Here is a 16,194-nt window from a genome sequence, read left to right as displayed (position 1 = left end):
CGCGCCGCCCCCACCGAACACCGTCGACCCGACGAAGGAGACCCCCATGGGAAGCAGTAGCTGGTCCACCGACGCCTACCACGCCCGACAGGCCTACAACGCCTCCGTCGGCTCCAGCAGCTTCGGCTACACCGACCACGTGGCCTCGTCCAGGCCGCGCCACACCTGGAGGGTGCACGACTCGCTCGACCCCAGGGGCGTGACCGTGCGCGAGAGCCGCGACTCGGACGCCCACCCCAACTCGCTCGCCATCTCCGTGCTGTTCGACGTCACCGGGTCCATGGGCAGGGTCCCCCGGATCCTCCAGACGAAGCTGCCCGACCTGTTCGGCCTGCTGCTGCGCAAGGGGTACGTGGAGGACCCGCAGATCATGTTCGGCGCGATCGGGGACGCCACCTGCGACCGCGCACCGCTCCAGGTCGGCCAGTTCGAGTCCGGCAACGAACTGGAGGACGACCTGGGCAACATCCTGCTGGAGGGCGGGGGCGGCGGCCAGGCCACCGAGTCCTACGAGCTGGCCATGTACTTCATGGCCCGGCACACCGCGATGGACTGCCTGGACAAGCGCGGACGGCGCGGCTACCTGTTCCTCATCGGCGACGAGATGGCCTACGGGGCGGTCAAGTCCCGGGAGGTGCGCGAGGTGATCGGCGACGACGTCGGCGAGAACATCCCGTTCCCGGTGATCCTCGCCGAGCTGCGCCGCAGGTTCGAGGTCTTCTACATCATGCCGACCGGCAGCCACTACTTCCACGACGAGAGGGTCCGCGGGTTCTGGGACACCCACCTCGGCCAGAACGTCATCTACCTGGACGACCTGGACGCGGTGTCGGAGACCATCGCGGTCACCGTCGGTCTGGGGGAGGAGGCCATCGACCTCCAGGAGGGCCTGGACGACCTCGCCGAGGCGGGCTCCGGGGCCGGTGACGTGGTCGGCAGGGCACTGCGTCCGCTGTCGCGGGCGCGCGGGTCGGTCGTGGTCTCCCAGGCCCCGGACGGGCTCGCGGGCGGATCCGCCGAGCGTGGGGTGGACCGCCTGTGAGCGGGGGTCCCGACCGGTGGGCCGACGAGCACGCGGTCGTCGTCGACCTGGGGTTCGGCGACGCGGGCAAGGGCGTGACCGTCGACCTGCTGTGCGCGCGGCGGCGCTTCGGCGCCGTCGTGCGCGCCAACGGCGGCGCCCAGGCCGCGCACAACGTGGTCGCGCCCGACGGGCGGCACCACACGTTCGCGCAGTTCGGGGCGGGCACGCTCGCCCCGGGCGGCCCGGTGCCCACGCACCTGTCCCGGTTCGCGGTGGTGGACCCGTTCGCGCTGGCGGGCGAGGCACGGCACCTGGCGTCGCTGGGGGTGCCCGATCCGTTCGCCCTGCTGACGGTCGACCGCCGGGCGCTGGTCAGCACGCCCTGGCACCAGGCGGTCAACCGGGCGCGGGAGCGGGCGCGCGGTGCGGAGCGGCACGGGTCCTGCGGTATGGGGGTGGGCGAGACCGCGGCCTACGCGCTCGCCCGCCCCGGGGACGCCCCGACCGTCGGCGACTGCGCGCACCCGGCCCGGCTGCGGAGGAAACTGCTCCGGCTGGCGGAGTACCTCGCGGAGTACGCGGGTCGGGGCGAGGACTCCCCCGACGTCGAGGAGTGCCTGCTGACCTACCGGGCGTTCGCCGAGCAGGTGCGGCTGGTGGACGATCGGTACCTGCCCGGCCTGCTGGCCGCCTCCCCCGTGGTGTTCGAGGGGGCCCAGGGGGTGCTGCTGGACGAGTGGCACGGGTTCCATCCGCACACCACCTGGTCGACCACCACGACCGCCAACCCGCTCGCCCTGCTCGCCGAGGCCGGTCAGCGGGGGGCGGCGCGACGGGTCGGGGTGGTGCGGACCTACACCACACGGCACGGCGCGGGGCCGCTGGTCACCGAGGACCCGGTGCTCGGGGCGGCGCTCACCGAACGGCACAACGGGACCCACCCCTGGCAGGGCGCGTTCCGGGTGGGACACCTGGACCTGGTCGCGCACCGGTACGCGCTGGAGGCCACGGGGGGCGTCGACACCCTGGTGGTCACCCACGCCGACGCGCTCGACCGGATGCGGTCCGCGGCCGGGGCGGGGCCGCGCTGGTGCACGGGGTACACGGGCGCCGACGGCGCACCGCTGCGGATCTCCCCGGCGGCCGTCCCGGACCTGGAACGGCAAGAACGCCTCACCGCGGCGCTCACGGCGGCCCGCCCGGTGCTGGAGGCCGTGCCGGACGAACCGGTGGAGGCGATCGGCGGGGCGCTGGGGGTACCGGTCGGGGCGGTGTTCTCCGGACCGACCCGGGAGGACGCGGGCACGACGCGGGCACGCGAGCCGTGGGGCTGGAGCGGCGGACGGCGGAGCACTAGGGTGAGCGCATGACCTCCCTCAGTGACCCCCGTGTGCGCGCGTTCCTCCTCGAAGGCACCCGCACCGGCAAGCTCGCCTACACCGCCTCGGACGGCCGCCCCCTGGTCGCGCCGGTCTGGTTCACCGTCGAGGGCGACCAGATCGTCCTCAACACCGGGAGGACCTCGGCCAAGGGGCGGTCGATCCTGCGGGACCCCCGCGTGGCGCTCAGTGTGGACCTGGAACGTCCGCCGTACGCGTTCGTACAGGTGCAGGGGGTGGCCGAGGTGTCGGAGGACCCCGAGGAGCTGCTGCGGACGGCGACGGTGATCGGCGGCCGGTACATGGGTGAGGACCGGGCCGAGGAGTTCGGCCGCCGCAACGGGGTGCCGGGCGAGCTCGTGGTGCGGATCCGGCCCACGAAGGTCATCGCGGGCCTGGACGTGAGCGGGTGACCACGGGCCGGGGCACCGCGGCCGGGCGGGAGGTTGACCGTGCCGTCACGCCCGGAGTGGACGGATTGCTCCGGGAGGACGTCGCGGACCTGTTCGACGCCGAGGTGATGGGGGCCCTGCCGGACGTCGGTGTCCCGGACACCTCGGTGCGGGACTGGCAGTGGCTCCTCGACCTGGTGCTGGAGAGGGGCTGGCGGCACCGGTACTCCGAGGGCTCCGTCGTGACGGCCCTGCCGTCGGCGGCGGCCGTGCTGTCCCGCCTCCCCGGCTCCGGCTGCCCGGAGCTGCGCGTGTGGCCGACCGACGACGTGCTGGCGATCTTCCGCTTCAGGTCACCGGGGGAGATCGACTTCGACGTGGATCTGCGGGAGTTGCAGGGGCAGGAACGGCTGGACGTGTTCTGCGACCTCCTGTGCGCGATCGGGCGCCGACTGGGCAAACCGGTCCTGATGGGGTCCGAGGGCGGTGTCGACCACGACCATCCCGTCCTCGGGTACGACACCGCCGTCGACAGGGTCGTCCGACTGGTGGACCACGACACCCGCACGTGAGCGGCCCGGCTCCGCTGCCCCGCGTCCCCGCCCGCTGACGGCTCGGCGCCTCCCGACCGTTCCGGGGCGCTCCGGGCCGGAAACCGGGCTCAGCCCGGGCCGTGCTCGACGCGGCACTGCTCCACGACGTCCCCGAACCGTTCGGCGTCACCCTCGGTGGCCACGGCAGGTCGGCCGATGGCGGCGGACGCGCACCCGGGGACCCGGACCTCGTACACGCGTCGATCAGCCGACAACCGTGACTCCCCTGGCTCGGTGGGCCCTCACCGTAGGCACGCGACAGCGGCGCCGGCACGTCGTCAACGCCGCGTTCCGCCTCGTCGTGGCCGAAGGCATCGAGGGCCTGTCCCTGTGCAAGGTCGCCGCCGAGTCCCAGTTGAACATCGGCTCGGTCCGGCACTACTTCGACGGGCACGAGGACCTCCTCGCCGCCGCCGCAAAGGAGGCGGGCGACCGTATGGGCAGGCGACTCGCCCGCCATCCGGTGGAGGGTCTGCGCGGGCTGACCGGTGAGGCCGCGCTGGACGCGCTCCAGGCGCTGGCCGAGGAGGTGCTACCCGTGGACGAGGAGCGACGTGAGGAGTCGATCGTCGTCCTGGAACTCATCCTCGCCGCGCGTACCCGACCGGTGTTCAGGCCGATCTCCGAACGCATGGCGGCGGACCTCGGCCAGGTCGTCACCGACGCCCTCACCGCGCTCGGCGCCCGTGATCCCGAAGCCGGGGCGGCCCCAGGTCACCGCGCTCATCGGCGGGCTGACCATCGACACCGTCACCCCGCACGGGTCCCTCAGCGCGGAACGGCTCCGCGCCACCCTGCGCGCACACCTGGACATGCTCCTGGACCGGGAGGGACGGCGGTGAGGGGAACGCCCGCGCGCCCGCCCGACCCCCTGGAGCGGTGCCGCCCCCGTCGCCGCCGGCGAAGCAGCTCCACGGGATCGGCGCCCCCGGCTGGACAGGCACTCCAGCGGCCCGGGCGCACCCACCGGACCGCCCGCCCGACGTCCGTTCAGGGGCCGGTGAGTCCCATCATGGCCCCCAGGCGTGCCACGTGCTGGTCGAAGGCGGCCGTCCGGTTGCCCACGACACCGTCCAACTGGCCGAAGACCTCGAAGCCGATCCAGCCGTAGAGCCCGGCCCAGGCGCTGAGCGCGCGGGCCACCACCTCGTCCGGGCTGTCGAGGAACAGTTCGCGGACGATCGGGGTGGTCTCCAACGGCTCCGTGGCCGGAGGAAGTCCGCCACCCGTGCCGAGGGCGCCGTCGCGGTGGGCCTCCGCCACGATGCGGCCGAGCACCGCCGTGTCGCGGACGGCGGGGCCGACCGTGTCCTGCGGGGCCCGGTAACCGGGCACCGGTGAGCCGAACAGCAGCGCGTACTCGTGCGGGTGGTCCAGGGCCCACCCGCGCGCCGCGTGGCACGCGGCCTGCCATCGTCCGGTGAAGTCGGCCCTGTCCCGGGTGGCGTCGCCCTCCTCCACCGCCTGCCCGAGGGCGTTGTAGCCGTCGATGATCAGCGCCGTGAGCAGGTCGTCCTTGGAGGGGAAGTAGCGGTAGACGGCCGAGGAGGCCATGCCCAGCTCGCGGGCGACGGCGCGCAGCGACAGTCCCACGGCGCCCTCGGTGGCCAGGTGGCGGCGCGCGGCCTCGGTGATCTCCCGGGTCAGTTCGGCGCGGGCGCGTTCGCGGGCGGTCTGGCTGGCTCTCATGGAGGCAGCCTAACAGAACAGCGATCTTTTCCGAGAGCACTGCTCTTGACTCGCACCGCCGAAACAGAGAGCATTGCTCTCGAACGAGATCACTGATCTCCTATTCGTGCACGCGCACAGGAGCGGACGGACACACAACCATGGGACACCACGTCATCGTCGGAGCGGGCCAGATCGGAGCACCGCTGGCCGGTGCGCTCCACCGCAGGGGGCACCGGGTCACCCTGGTCAGCCGTTCCGGGCGGGGACCGCAGGAGGTCGAACGGATCGCGGTCGACGCCTCCGACCGGGCACGCCTGACCGAGATCGCCGACGGGGCCGACGTCCTCTACAACTGCGCGAACCCGCCCTACCACCGCTGGCCGCAGGACTGGCCGCCCCTGGCCACCGCGCTGCTGGGCGCCGCCCGGGACACCGGCGCCGACTACGTCCTGCTCGGCAACCTCTACGTGTACGCACCGCCGACGGGCCCCATGCGCGAGTCCGACCCCCTCGATCCGCCCGGCGCCAAGGCCCTGGCACGGGTCCGGATGTGGCGGGACGCCCTCACCGAGAGCGCGGCGGGCCGGGTCCGCGTGACCGAGGTCCGGTGCGGGGACTACTACGGGCCCGGATGCGCGGGCCAGTCGCACCTGGGCGAGCGGTTCGTTCCCCGCCTGCTCCGGGGCAGGGCGGCGAGCTTCCTCTACGACGCCGACCAGCCGCACACCTGGAGCTACGTCGGCGACGTGGTCGAAGCCCTGGTCACGGCGGGCACCGACCAGCGCTCCTTCGGGCGCGCCTGGCACGTGCCCTCCAACCCTCCGGTGAGCGCGCGTGACATGGCCGAGGGGATCGGGCGGATCGCCGGGCTGGACGCGGTCGACGTCAGCGTCATGCCGCGTTGGCTGGTACGGACCCTGGGTGCGGTCTCCCCGACCCTGCGCGAGATGGAGGAGATCCGCTACCAGTTCACCCGGCCCTTCGTCGCCGACTCCACGGACTTCCAGGAGACCTTCGGCCTGGCCCCCACCCCGCTGGAGACCGCCCTGAAGGAGACGGTGGAGTGGTGGCGGGGTCACCTGGACACGTGAGTGACCGCGTGGCCCCGACGGTGTGCCCGGTCCGGGACGCACGAACGCCGGTGGCCGCGCCCCCGCGGGGTGCGGCCACCGGCGTTCGTGGTCTCCGGGAGGTCCCTAGCCGATCTCCGCCATGACCTCGTCGGGGATGTCGGCGTTGGTGAAGACGTTCTGCACGTCGTCGGAGTCCTCCAGCGCGTCCACCACGCGCATCACCTTCTTGGCGGTCTCGGCGTCGACCGGGACCTCCATGGTGGGCAGCCAGTTGGTGTCGGCGGACTCGTAGTCGATCCCCGCCTCCTGGAGCGCCGTGCGCACCGCGACCATGTCGGTGGCCTCGGAGACGATCTCGAACGCCTCGCCGATGTCCTCGACCTCCTCGGCGCCCGCCTCCAGCACCGCCAGGGTCACGTCGTCCTCGGTCGTGCCCTCCTTCGGCACGATGACGACGCCCTTGCGGTTGAACAGGTAGGACACCGAACCGGCGTCCGCCATGTTCCCGCCGTTGCGGGTCACCGCCACGCGCACCTCGGAGGCGGCGCGGTTGCGGTTGTCGGTCAGGCACTCGACGAGCATCGCCACGCCGCCGGGCGCGTAGCCCTCGTACATGATGGTCTGCCACTCGGCACCGCCGGCCTCCTCACCGGAGCCGCGCTTGCGGGCACGCTCGATGTTGTCGAGCGGCACCGAGTTCTTGCGCGCCTTCTGGATGGCGTCGTAGAGCGTCGGGTTGCCTTCGGGGTCTCCACCACCGGTCCGCGCGGCCACCTCGATGTTCTTGATCAGCTTGGCGAAGAGCTTGCCGCGCTTGGCGTCGATGACGGCTTTCTTGTGCTTGGTGGTGGCCCACTTGGAGTGGCCGCTCATGCGTGTCCTTTCACGATGTCGACGAAGAGGCGGTGGATGCGCGCGTCGCCGGTCAGTTCGGGATGGAAGGACGTGGCCATCAGGCCGCCCTGTCGTACGGCGACGATCCTACCGGCCTCGTCGGGGCCGGGGACGCGACCGAGGACGGTCACCCCGGGCCCCACGGACTCCACCCAGGGAGCGCGGATGAACACCGCGTCGAAGGGGTCCTCGCACACACCGTCGATGGGGACCGACGCCTCGAACGACTCGGTCTGCCGGCCGAAGGCGTTGCGGCGTACCGTCATGTCGATGCCGCCGATCGTCTCCTGGCCGTCGATGCCGCCGAGCAGGCGGTCGGCCAGCATGATCATTCCGGCGCACGTGCCGTAGGCGGGCATCCCCGCCGCGACCCGCTTGCGCAGCGGCTCCAGCAGGCCGTAACGGACGGCCAGCTTGGACATGGTGGTGGACTCGCCCCCGGGGATGACCAGGGCGTCGACGGTGTCGAGCTGGTCGGGCCCGAGCACCTTGGCGGTCCGCACGTCCAACTGCTCCAGGACGCTCAGGTGCTCGGCGACGTCGCCCTGGAGGGCGAGGACACCGATGGTGGGTCTGGCGGTCAAGAACGGCCTCACTCGTCGTGTCATCGGTCGATACGCGGGCGCGGGTGGCGGGCGGACCCGCCACCCGGAGCCGGTCTACCAGCCCCGACCGGCGTAACGCTCGGAGTCGGCCAGGTCATCCAGGTTGATGCCGACCATCGCCTCGCCCAGGCCGCGGGACACCCGCGCGATGACGCCCGGGTCCTCGTAGTGCAGGGTGGCCTGCACGATGGCGTCGGCGCGCTTGGCCGGGTCGCCGGACTTGAAGATGCCCGAGCCGACGAACACGCTCTCGGCGCCCAGCTGGCGCATCAGGGCCGCGTCGGCCGGGGTGGCCACGCCGCCCGCGGAGAACAGCGGCACCGGGAGCTTGCCCAGGGTCGCGACCTCCTTGACGATCTCGTACGGGGCGCGCAGCTCCTTGGCGGCGCCGAACAGCTCCGCCTCGTCGAGCCCGCCCAGGCGGCGGATCTCGCCGCGGATCGACCGCATGTGGCGGGTGGCCTCGACGACGTTGCCGGTCCCGGCCTCGCCCTTGGAGCGGATCATCGCCGCGCCCTCGGCGATGCGGCGCAGCGCCTCACCCAGGTTGGTCGCCCCGCACACGAACGGGACGGTGAACGCCCACTTGTCGATGTGGTAGGCCTCGTCGGCCGGGGTGAGGACCTCGGACTCGTCGATGAAGTCGACGCCGAGGTGCTCCAGCACCTGGGCCTCGACGAGGTGGCCGATGCGGACCTTGGCCATGACCGGGATGGAGACGGCCTCGACGATGCCGTCGATCATGTCCGGGTCGGACATGCGGGCCACTCCGCCGTCCTTGCGGATGTCGGCGGGGACGCGCTCCAGGGCCATGACCGCGACGGCACCGGCGTCCTCGGCGATCTTGGCCTGCTCCGGGGTGACGACGTCCATGATGACGCCGTTCTTGAGCTGCTCGGCCATGCCTCGCTTGACGCGCTGCGTACCGACGGCGTTGTCGGTGGTGTTCGATGCGTTGGTGGCCACGGTGGTGGACTCCCGTCCCGTAGGTGTTGACAGCGTGGGTAGGGCCCGGAACGGCGGCGGCGGTCACGCGGGGGTCCGCGGATACCTCCGGCGCCGCGCACCCTGGGCCTACCGACACTCCATCGTAGTTCCTCCCCCTACCGACCACTTTGGCCAGATCGGTGTTTTCGCGGGTCGGCCCCTTACAGGGTGTCGGGTCCGGTCGACGGCGGAGGGATCGCCGGGGGTTCGTCGTCGATCTCGAAGAAGTCCGGAAGGGGCGCCGTACCCGCCAGGCGCAGGGCGCGCACGAGCCGGGACCGGCGGGCACGACGGGTGTCGGCCACGGCGTCGTTGTGGAAGGTGCGGGCCAGATGGACGCGCCGAGCCGCACCGGCCACCTCGGTCAGGTGGTCGTGGAGTCCCCCGGGCGCGCCGGACGACGGTTCGACGGCCGCGCGCAGCGCCCGCGACAGCGCGCTCTCGGCCAGTTCGCGCTGTGTCTGCGGTGCCCTGCGCGCGGCGGTGGCGGCGTCGGCGAGCGCCCGGGCGCGCTCGGGTGGCAGACCGTCGGCGGCGACCAGGTCCAGGACGGCGGAGCCCCGCCGCAGCAGCGCCGCGTCCAGGGCGGCTCGGGCCGTCTCCACACGGTGGTGGAGGCGGTCCAGCCGGGTGGCCCGCCACGACAGGTAGAACGCGGACAGCACCAGGGCCAGGACCGCCGCGGCCACCGCGGCGACGAACAGCACGTCCTCGACCAGGACCGATCACCCCACCCCGCGGCGCAGCAGCGCGGTGGCGCTGGGGCCGCTGTCCAGACGGACCCCCGCGGCGGGTGCGCCGCCGCACATCAGGACGGTCTCGTAGACGCGGACGACCTCGGCGGCGACGGTCTCCCAGTCGTAGGCGCGTACGGCACGGCGGGCGGCGGTGCCCAGCTCGGCGCGGCGGGCGGGGTCGTCCAGGAGCGCTCCGGCCCGTTCGGCGAGGTGGACGGCGTCACCGACGCGGAAGAGCTCACCCGCCGCACCGCCGTCCAGGACGGCGGCGAAGGCGGGGATGTCGCTGGCGACGATCGCCGCCCCGGCCGACATCGCCTCGGTGAGGACGATCCCGAAGCTCTCGCCGCCCAGGTTGGGCGCGCAGAACACGTCGGCGGAATGGTAGGCGCGCGCCTTGTCGGCGTCGTCGAGCCGCCCGAGGAGGACGACGCGGTCGCGCAGGTGTGCGGGAACCGACTCCAGGGCGGGCCCGGCGTCGCCCGGACCGGCCACCAGGACCCGCAGCCCGGGACGCTCGGGCGCGAGCAGGGTGAAGGCCTCCAACAGGGTGGCCAGACCCTTGCGCGGTTCGTCGAGGCGGCCGAGGAAGGCGAGGGAACCGCCGGCACCGGGCCAGCCCGGCAGCGGTGCGGCACGGGCGAAGCGGCGCACGGCCACGCCGTTGGGGATGAGCACGGCGTCCCCGCCCAGGTGTTCGACCAGCGTGCGCCGTGCCGCCTCGGAGACGGCCACGCGCGCGTTGATCTTCTCCATGGCCGAACGCAGCGCCCCCGACCCCGCCGACATCGCCCGGGAGCGCGGGTTGCTGGTGTGGAAGGTGGCGACCATGGGGCCGTCGGCGGCCCAGCACGACAGGAGGGAGACGCTGGGCGCCGAGGGTTCGTGGACGTGCAGCACGTCGAAGGCGCCGTCGTCGATCCACCGGCGCACCCGCGCGGCGGTACGCGGCCCGAAGCTGACGCGTGCCACCGAACCGTTGTAGGGCACGGGCACCGGGCGGCCCGCCGGTACCAGGTGGTCCGGCAGGTCGGTGCCGGGCTCCCCGACCGGGGCCAGCACCGACACCTCGTGGCCCATGCCGGTCAGCGCGTCGGCCAGGTCGCCGACGTGCTGCTGCACCCCGCCCGGGACGTCCCAGGCGTAGGGGCAGACCAGGCCGACACGCATGCCCACGGTCACGCGCCCCGTTCGAGGCGCCGGAGCGCCTCCGCCCGCTCCCGCTCCAGGCGGTCGGCCTCGTGGTCGGCGCTGAACACGGTCTGGAGCATGTGCCAGTCCTCCGGATGGGCGGCGATCTCACTCTGGAAGACGCGGGCCAGCTCCTGGGTGGTGGCCCGGATCCGTTGACTGCGTGTGCTGCCGGGGGCGACGGGGATCTCGTCGTGGACGCGGATGTTCCAGTACGGGCCGTCGTACCAGAGGGAGACGGGCATCAGTGCGGCGCCGGTGTTGAGGGCCAGGGCCGCGGGTCCGGACGGCATACGCGTCCGCTCCCCGAAGAACTCCACCTCGGGCCCGCCGCCGCCGATGTCGCGGTCGGCCAGCAGGCACACCAGTCCCCCAGCGCGCAGCCGCCGCGCCAGGGTCCCGACGGTGTCCTTGCCGCCGGTCAGCGGCAGGACCTCCATGCCCAGGGACTCGCGGTAGGCGGTGAAGCGCCGGAAGAGCCGTTCCGGGCGCAGCCGCTGGGCGACCGTGGTCAGCCGATGGCCGCGCATGGTGATCCAGGCTCCGGCGTGGTCCCAGTTGCCCATGTGCGGCAGGGCGGCGATGACACCGCGACCGGAGCCCAGGTTGCGCTCCAACGCCTCGACCCCGCTGTGCCGGGTGTGCGCGAGCACGTGGTCGCGGTCCATCGCGGGCAGGCGGAACATCTCGTAGTAGTAGCGCATGTACGAGCGCATCCCGGCACGGGAGAGCGCGCGTAGCTGCGCGTCGGTGGCCTCGGGGCCGAGCAGGCGGCGCAGGTTGCGTTCGAGTCCCCGGGTCCCCCCGTCGTGGCCGCGCCAGGCGTGGTCGGCCATCCGCTCGAACACCGCGCGGCCGACGCGTTCGGGTGAGCGCCGCACCATCGTCCAACCGGCCGAGTAGGCCAGGTCGGCCATGCGTTCGTCCACGTCGTGCTTCCTCGTCCTCCCCGGGGGCGGTTCAGGCCCCGCTGCCCGCGCCGTCGCTGTCGACCGCCCGGGAGCCCTCGTCGATCTCGTTCAGGCGTGCGCGGGTCTCCACGAGCCGCTGGAGCACGGTCAGCAGCGTCATGCCCGCGAGCAGCCACAGACCGCCCGCCAGGACGTAGGGGACGCCGAACCCGCCGACGCCGGCGGCGACCAGGATGATGATGAGCCGCTCGGTCCGCTCGGCCATGCCCACGTCGCAGTTGACGCCGAGCCCCTCGGCCCTGGCCTTGATGTAGGAGACCATGAACCCGGTGATGAGGCAGAAGAGGGTGACCCCCGCGAGCAGGGTCTCGTCGCCCTCCCCGATGAACCACCACAGGAGCCCGGCGAGGATGGCGGCGTCGGCCACCCGGTCGAGGCTGGAGTCGAGGAAGGCGCCGAACGAGCTGGCGCTGTCGTTGGCCCGGGCGACCGCGCCGTCGAGCATGTCGAAGAGCGCGAAGACGGTGATGACGACCGAGCCGGCGTAGAGCTCACCGCGGGGGTAGAAGTACAGGGCGCTGGCGACGACCCCCACGGTTCCGATGATGGTGACGATGTTCGGCGTGAGGCCGATCCGGGCCAGGCTCCGACCGAGCGGAGTGGTGACCCGGGAGATCATGGGGCGAAGGATTCTCAGCATGTCTTCTTGTGATGGTAGGGCGGGAACGGTCCCGGGGGTGGGATCCGCGCCCGGCGGGGGTGGCGCGCCGCCCGGTCGTCGGTGCGGGCGACGCGAAGCGGCCCGGACTCAGCCCCCGGGCCAGTGCTCGGCCAACTTCCGGCGGGTCTGCTCCAACATCTCGGGCAGGATCTTGGTGTGGCCGATGACCGGCATGAAGTTGGTGTCGCCTCCCCAGCGGGGGACGATGTGCTGGTGCAGGTGGGCCGCGATCCCGGCACCGGCCACGGTACCGAGGTTCATGCCGACGTTGAACCCCTGCGGCCCGTACGCGTCGGTGAGCGCGCGGATCCCGGCCTGGGTCAGGGCGGCGACCTCGGCGGTCTCGTCCTCGTCCAGGGCGGTGTACTCGGACACGTGGCGGTAGGGGCACACGAGCAGGTGTCCGCTGTTGTAGGGGTAGAGGTTGAGCACGACGAAGGCGGTCTTGCCGCGTGCGACCACGAGCCCGTCGGCGTCGTCGAGCCCGGGCGCCGCGCAGAAGGGGCAGCCGTCCTCGGGGCCCGACCCGGTGGGCTTCCCCTCGCCCTTGATGTAGGCCATGCGGTGCGGCGTCCACAGCCGCTCCCACCCGTCCGGGGTTCCGGTCCCCGCACCGGGGGGGTTGGGCGGTCCGCTCGTGGGGCCGTTCTCGACACCGCTCATCGGCTTTCCGGGGCGGGTGCCCCCGGTCTCGTACCGGGGAGGGAGCCCCTACCTCCTTCACGTCTTCGGTGTGGTCCTGCGCCCCCAGCATAGGAGCACGGCGGGCGAACCGTGGCGGCCACCGCAGGGGGTTCGCCGTTCGGGCGCCGGCGGGGTGCTGCACGACAAGGCGAGCCGCGTAGCGAGGAACGAGCGACAGGCGAAGCCGAGAAGGAAGCAACCCGCCTCTCAGGCGCCCGAACCCGGTCCGAAGCGCAGCGCAGGACCAAGGCAGACACCACTCGGGCGCCGACGGGGTGCTTCGAGTGGGCACCGCGCCGCAGGCGTCCGTTGAGGGCGGTGGCGGGCGACGGGCGGGCGAGGCGAGCCGCGTAGCGAGGAACGAGCGACAGGCGAAGCCGAGGAGGAAGCAACCCGCCTCCCGGGCGCCCGAACCCGGTCCGAAGCGCAGCGCAGGACCGCTGTCAGCACTGTTCCGCCAGTCCCAGGAGGGTGCGCAGGTGGCGCGGCGGCGGGGAACCGTGCGCGAGCATGGCGTCGTGGCGCTCGCGCACGGTGGCCCCGGGCCGGGCGGCGGCGAGGTCACGGGCGATCTCGGCGACCTCGGTGTAGCCGACGTAGTAGGTCGACAGCTGGGCGCTGGTGAGCTGGGCCCGGCGCCACTTGCCGACCGCCTCCCCCTCCTCCTGGTGGCCGCGCTCGGTGAGCAGGGCGATCGCCTCGGCCTCGGTGATGTCCCCGGTGTGCGTCCGCACGTCCAGGACGGCGTTGAGGACCGCGCGGAGCCGCATCTTGAGCTGGATCAGCCGCAGGGCCAGGTTGTCGCGGCGCACGGCCTCACCGGTGCCGTCGGCCCAACCGCGGCCCGCGAGCACCTCCTCGGTGTAGACCGCCCACCCCTCGACGAACGTGCCGCTCCACAGGGCGTTGCGGACCCGCGTCCCCCCGTCGTGGCGCGCGGCGTGCGCGAGTTGCAGCGCGTGGCCCGGGACGGCCTCGTGCACCATGAGGTTGCGCAGCATCGTGCCGTTGTACTCGCGGAAGAACGAGTCCTGGCGCGACCTCGACCAGTCCCCGGGCGGCGGGGCCACCGCGACGAGGGTGGCAAGGTCCCGGGCGTTCGGGTCCAGCGGCCCGGGCGGGTCGCAGTAGGCCACGGCCACACCGCGCCGGGACTCGGGCATCGGGATGATCCGGACCGGGTCGTCGTACACGGTGACCAGGTCCAGTTCGCGGACGCGGTCCCACAGGTGGGCCAGCGCGTCGGCGCAGGCCGGTCGGATCCCGTCGGCGTCCGTGGCGGTGGCGTCGGCCAGTCCCGCGAGCACCTCGGCGACCTGGCCGGAGCGGCGGGGGCGCCCCTCGTACTCGGCGGCGGCCTCGGCGATGGCCTCCTCCGTGGCGAGCAGGTCGCTCTCCGCGCGCACCAACAGCGCGTCGGGGGACAGTTCGGAGTCCAGCGTGTACCAGAGCTGGGCGGCGAAGTCGCGTGCGCCGAGTCGGGGGTCGGCGGTGGCGGTCTCGGCGCGGCCGCCGAGCCAGTGGCCGTACGCCTCGACCGCGGCGAGGGCGGCCTCACGCGCGGGATCGACCCGGGAGGCCAGCGAGGGCTCCCGGGAGAGCAGGGACGAGATCCCGTCCGTGAGCAGCGTACGGGCACCGCCGAGTTGGGCCAGGGCGGTCTCCACGTGGACGCGTGGCATGCCCGGCCCGTCGGAGAGCCGCGTGCGGGCGGTGTCGAGGTAGTCGGGCAGCGCGGCACAGCGCGCGGCGATCGCCTCCAGGCGCTCGGGAACCGGCAGTGAGTCACGGTCCAGCAGCGCGTGGACGGCCTCCCCCGGCGAGTGGAGCAGGGGGTTCCAGGTGCGCGGACGCAGCTCGGCGGTGTGCCACAGGTCCGCGCTGACCTTGGCGCGCAGGATCTCCAGGTCGACCAGGTCGCCCCCGGGGATCAGGTCGCCGTCGATCTCGTCCAGTGACCCCAGGGCGTCGGTGAGCACGGCGATCCGCCGCGCGTCGGCCTCGGCGGAGTGGTCGGACAGCCGATCCGCTCCACGGGCCTCACCCAGCTCCAGCGCCCATTCGGGCGCGTCCTCCAGGAGGGCGTCGAGCACCCGCTCGGCCACCTGTCGGAACCGCTGTGTCATCGCCTCGGCGTCGGGCTGGGAGGGAGAACTCATCCCCCCATGATGCCAGCACGGACGCCCGGTCCCCGCCGTGCGGGAACCGGGCCGTGCTCTGTGCGGGACCCCGGCCCGGGACTAGCGCCAGGAGTTCTGGCCGCCAGTGGAGGTGGGCTGTCCTGCCGCGCCCTCGGGGTCCCCCACCGTGATGGCGTGCTCGACGAGGGTGATGAGCGTCGACTTGGTGGAGGCCCTGTCGCGGGCGTCCACCTGGACGATGGGGATCTCGGGGCTGAGCGTCAGCGCGTCCCGAACCTCGTCCGCGGCGTGGGGGTAGTACCCGTCGAACCCGTTGATCGCCACGATGAAGGGCAGACGCGCCTCCTCGAAGTAGTCGATCGCGGGGAAGCAGTCCGCCAGGCGACGGGTGTCCACCAGGACGACGGCGCCGATGGCGCCCTTGACGAGGTCGTCCCACATGAACCAGAACCGGTGCTGTCCGGGGGTGCCGAACAGGTACAGGATCAGGTCGGAGTCGAGGGAGACACGGCCGAAGTCCATCGCCACGGTGGTGGTCTGCTTGTCCGGCGTCTTGGCGAGGTCGTCGACCCCGACGCTGGCGCTGGTCATCACCGCTTCGGTGGTCAGCGGCACGATCTCGGAGACGGAGCCAACGAATGTCGTCTTCCCGACACCGAAGCCCCCGGCGACGACGATCTTGACCGACGTCATCGCGTTCCCCCCAGCACCGCCTTCCTCGGCTGGGCTAGAGCTTGCGAAGTCCACTGAGCACCCTTTCAAGCAGGTTGGTGTTGGGACGGGCGTCGTTGTTCAGCGAAGACCTGATCTGGACCAGTCCCTGCTCGGACATGTCCGCCACAAGCACCCGCGCCACACCGAGCGGCATCCGCAAGAGGGCGGAGATCTCCGCCACGGAGCGCCACTCCCGGCACAGGTCGCTGATCGCCTGCCACTCGGGCGTCAGCGTCCCAGACTCGTTACGGGCCGCCGCCGTCGCCGAGATCAGCGCCTCCAGGGGAAGCTGCGACTTCGGCTTGGTACGGCCTTTGGTCACGGCGTAGGGGCGGACCAGTGAACTGGGCGCGCTCCCCGCCGCGGGTCGTTGTTCGTACGGTTGTTGGATTGGTCGGGGAACATCTCCGCCGCCCGGAACAGACGGGATCCCTCCGGTGGAGGGACCGCCCGGCTGTTGTCCGAACCACGAGGCGC

Annotated in this window: 19 protein-coding genes; 6 read left to right on the top strand and 13 right to left on the bottom strand. The window is 72.8% G+C overall.

Annotation, left to right across the window (positions count from 1 at the left end; genetic code table 11):
- Nucleotides 1-46: 46 nt before the first annotated feature.
- The 4 genes from ACTVAJ_RS20135 to ACTVAJ_RS20120 are packed head-to-tail and all read left to right on the top strand — an operon-like array spanning nt 47 to nt 3,367.
- The gene (locus tag ACTVAJ_RS20135; RefSeq protein WP_470389743.1) at nt 47-1,042 is read left to right on the top strand and encodes a hypothetical protein; all 996 of its coding nucleotides are present in this window, start codon (nt 47-49) and stop codon (nt 1,040-1,042) included.
- The gene (locus ACTVAJ_RS20130; protein ID WP_470389742.1) at nt 1,039-2,394 is read left to right on the top strand and encodes an adenylosuccinate synthetase; all 1,356 of its coding nucleotides are present in this window, start codon (nt 1,039-1,041) and stop codon (nt 2,392-2,394) included. Before ACTVAJ_RS20135 ends, ACTVAJ_RS20130 begins: the two co-directional genes overlap by 4 nt.
- Entirely contained in the window at nt 2,391-2,816 is a 426-nt protein-coding gene (locus ACTVAJ_RS20125) for a PPOX class F420-dependent oxidoreductase (protein ID WP_470389741.1), read from the top strand. The genes ACTVAJ_RS20130 and ACTVAJ_RS20125 overlap by 4 nt, the downstream gene beginning before the upstream one ends.
- A gap of 56 nt (nt 2,817-2,872) precedes the next feature.
- Nucleotides 2,873-3,367 (top strand): hypothetical protein, encoded by a 495-nt coding sequence (locus tag ACTVAJ_RS20120; protein ID WP_470389740.1) that lies wholly within the window; start codon nt 2,873-2,875, stop codon nt 3,365-3,367.
- A gap of 89 nt (nt 3,368-3,456) precedes the next feature.
- On the opposite strand, the gene ACTVAJ_RS20115 is transcribed toward ACTVAJ_RS20120, so the two are convergent.
- Complete coding sequence (locus tag ACTVAJ_RS20115; protein ID WP_470389739.1) at nt 3,457-3,603, bottom strand: hypothetical protein; 147 nt, start codon at nt 3,601-3,603, stop codon at nt 3,457-3,459.
- Between the two features lie 471 nt (nt 3,604-4,074).
- Between ACTVAJ_RS20115 and ACTVAJ_RS20110 the strand changes: the two genes are divergently transcribed.
- The gene (locus tag ACTVAJ_RS20110; protein ID WP_470389738.1) at nt 4,075-4,230 is read left to right on the top strand and encodes a hypothetical protein; all 156 of its coding nucleotides are present in this window, start codon (nt 4,075-4,077) and stop codon (nt 4,228-4,230) included.
- Nucleotides 4,231-4,378: 148 nt separating this feature from the next.
- On the opposite strand, the gene ACTVAJ_RS20105 is transcribed toward ACTVAJ_RS20110, so the two are convergent.
- Nucleotides 4,379-5,077: a TetR/AcrR family transcriptional regulator gene (locus ACTVAJ_RS20105; protein ID WP_470389737.1), complete on the bottom strand. Its 699-nt coding sequence runs from the start codon at nt 5,075-5,077 to the stop codon at nt 4,379-4,381.
- A gap of 140 nt (nt 5,078-5,217) precedes the next feature.
- On the opposite strand from ACTVAJ_RS20105, the gene ACTVAJ_RS20100 reads away from it, so the two are divergent.
- Nucleotides 5,218-6,150: an NAD-dependent epimerase/dehydratase family protein gene (locus ACTVAJ_RS20100; RefSeq protein WP_470389736.1), complete on the top strand. Its 933-nt coding sequence runs from the start codon at nt 5,218-5,220 to the stop codon at nt 6,148-6,150.
- Nucleotides 6,151-6,255: 105 nt separating this feature from the next.
- On the opposite strand, the gene ACTVAJ_RS20095 is transcribed toward ACTVAJ_RS20100, so the two are convergent.
- The 11 genes from ACTVAJ_RS20095 to ACTVAJ_RS20045 form a co-directional block, all read right to left on the bottom strand.
- The gene (locus ACTVAJ_RS20095; RefSeq protein WP_268641806.1) at nt 6,256-7,005 is read right to left on the bottom strand and encodes a YebC/PmpR family DNA-binding transcriptional regulator; all 750 of its coding nucleotides are present in this window, start codon (nt 7,003-7,005) and stop codon (nt 6,256-6,258) included.
- Nucleotides 7,002-7,610 (bottom strand): pyridoxal 5'-phosphate synthase glutaminase subunit PdxT, encoded by a 609-nt coding sequence (pdxT, locus tag ACTVAJ_RS20090; protein ID WP_470389735.1) that lies wholly within the window; start codon nt 7,608-7,610, stop codon nt 7,002-7,004. Before pdxT ends, ACTVAJ_RS20095 begins: the two co-directional genes overlap by 4 nt.
- 75 nt (nt 7,611-7,685) lie before the next feature.
- Nucleotides 7,686-8,597, bottom strand: coding sequence for a pyridoxal 5'-phosphate synthase lyase subunit PdxS (pdxS, locus tag ACTVAJ_RS20085; RefSeq protein WP_470389734.1), 912 nt, complete (start codon nt 8,595-8,597; stop codon nt 7,686-7,688).
- Nucleotides 8,598-8,779: 182 nt separating this feature from the next.
- The gene (locus ACTVAJ_RS20080) at nt 8,780-9,325 is read right to left on the bottom strand and encodes a hypothetical protein (RefSeq protein WP_470389733.1); all 546 of its coding nucleotides are present in this window, start codon (nt 9,323-9,325) and stop codon (nt 8,780-8,782) included.
- A gap of 18 nt (nt 9,326-9,343) precedes the next feature.
- A complete protein-coding gene (locus ACTVAJ_RS20075; RefSeq protein ID WP_470389732.1) occupies nt 9,344-10,537 on the bottom strand; it encodes a glycosyltransferase family 4 protein in 1,194 nt (397 codons plus the stop codon).
- Entirely contained in the window at nt 10,534-11,475 is a 942-nt protein-coding gene (locus ACTVAJ_RS20070) for a phosphatidylinositol mannoside acyltransferase (protein WP_470389731.1), read from the bottom strand. Before ACTVAJ_RS20070 ends, ACTVAJ_RS20075 begins: the two co-directional genes overlap by 4 nt.
- Nucleotides 11,476-11,506: 31 nt before the next feature.
- Nucleotides 11,507-12,136, bottom strand: coding sequence for a phosphatidylinositol phosphate synthase (pgsA, locus tag ACTVAJ_RS20065; protein ID WP_470389795.1), 630 nt, complete (start codon nt 12,134-12,136; stop codon nt 11,507-11,509).
- 129 nt (nt 12,137-12,265) lie between these two features.
- Entirely contained in the window at nt 12,266-12,841 is a 576-nt protein-coding gene (locus ACTVAJ_RS20060) for an HIT family protein (protein WP_470389730.1), read from the bottom strand.
- Between the two features lie 464 nt (nt 12,842-13,305).
- Nucleotides 13,306-15,021 (bottom strand): DUF885 domain-containing protein, encoded by a 1,716-nt coding sequence (locus ACTVAJ_RS20055; RefSeq protein ID WP_470389729.1) that lies wholly within the window; start codon nt 15,019-15,021, stop codon nt 13,306-13,308.
- Between the two features lie 81 nt (nt 15,022-15,102).
- Nucleotides 15,103-15,696 carry a GTP-binding protein gene (locus tag ACTVAJ_RS20050; RefSeq protein WP_017572034.1) on the bottom strand — a complete coding sequence of 198 codons (594 nt, stop codon included), beginning with the start codon at nt 15,694-15,696 and terminating at the stop codon, nt 15,103-15,105.
- A gap of 34 nt (nt 15,697-15,730) precedes the next feature.
- On the bottom strand, nt 15,731-16,147 hold the full coding sequence (locus ACTVAJ_RS20045) for a DUF742 domain-containing protein (protein ID WP_369974511.1): 417 nt from the start codon (nt 16,145-16,147) through the stop codon (nt 15,731-15,733).
- Nucleotides 16,148-16,194 lie beyond the last annotated feature (47 nt).

The sequence above is a fragment of the Nocardiopsis sp. KDC1DS13DA1 genome (genome assembly GCF_055632325.1).
The sequence above is the reverse complement of the archived record's forward strand: the minus strand, read 5'-3'. Positions and strand labels throughout refer to the sequence as shown.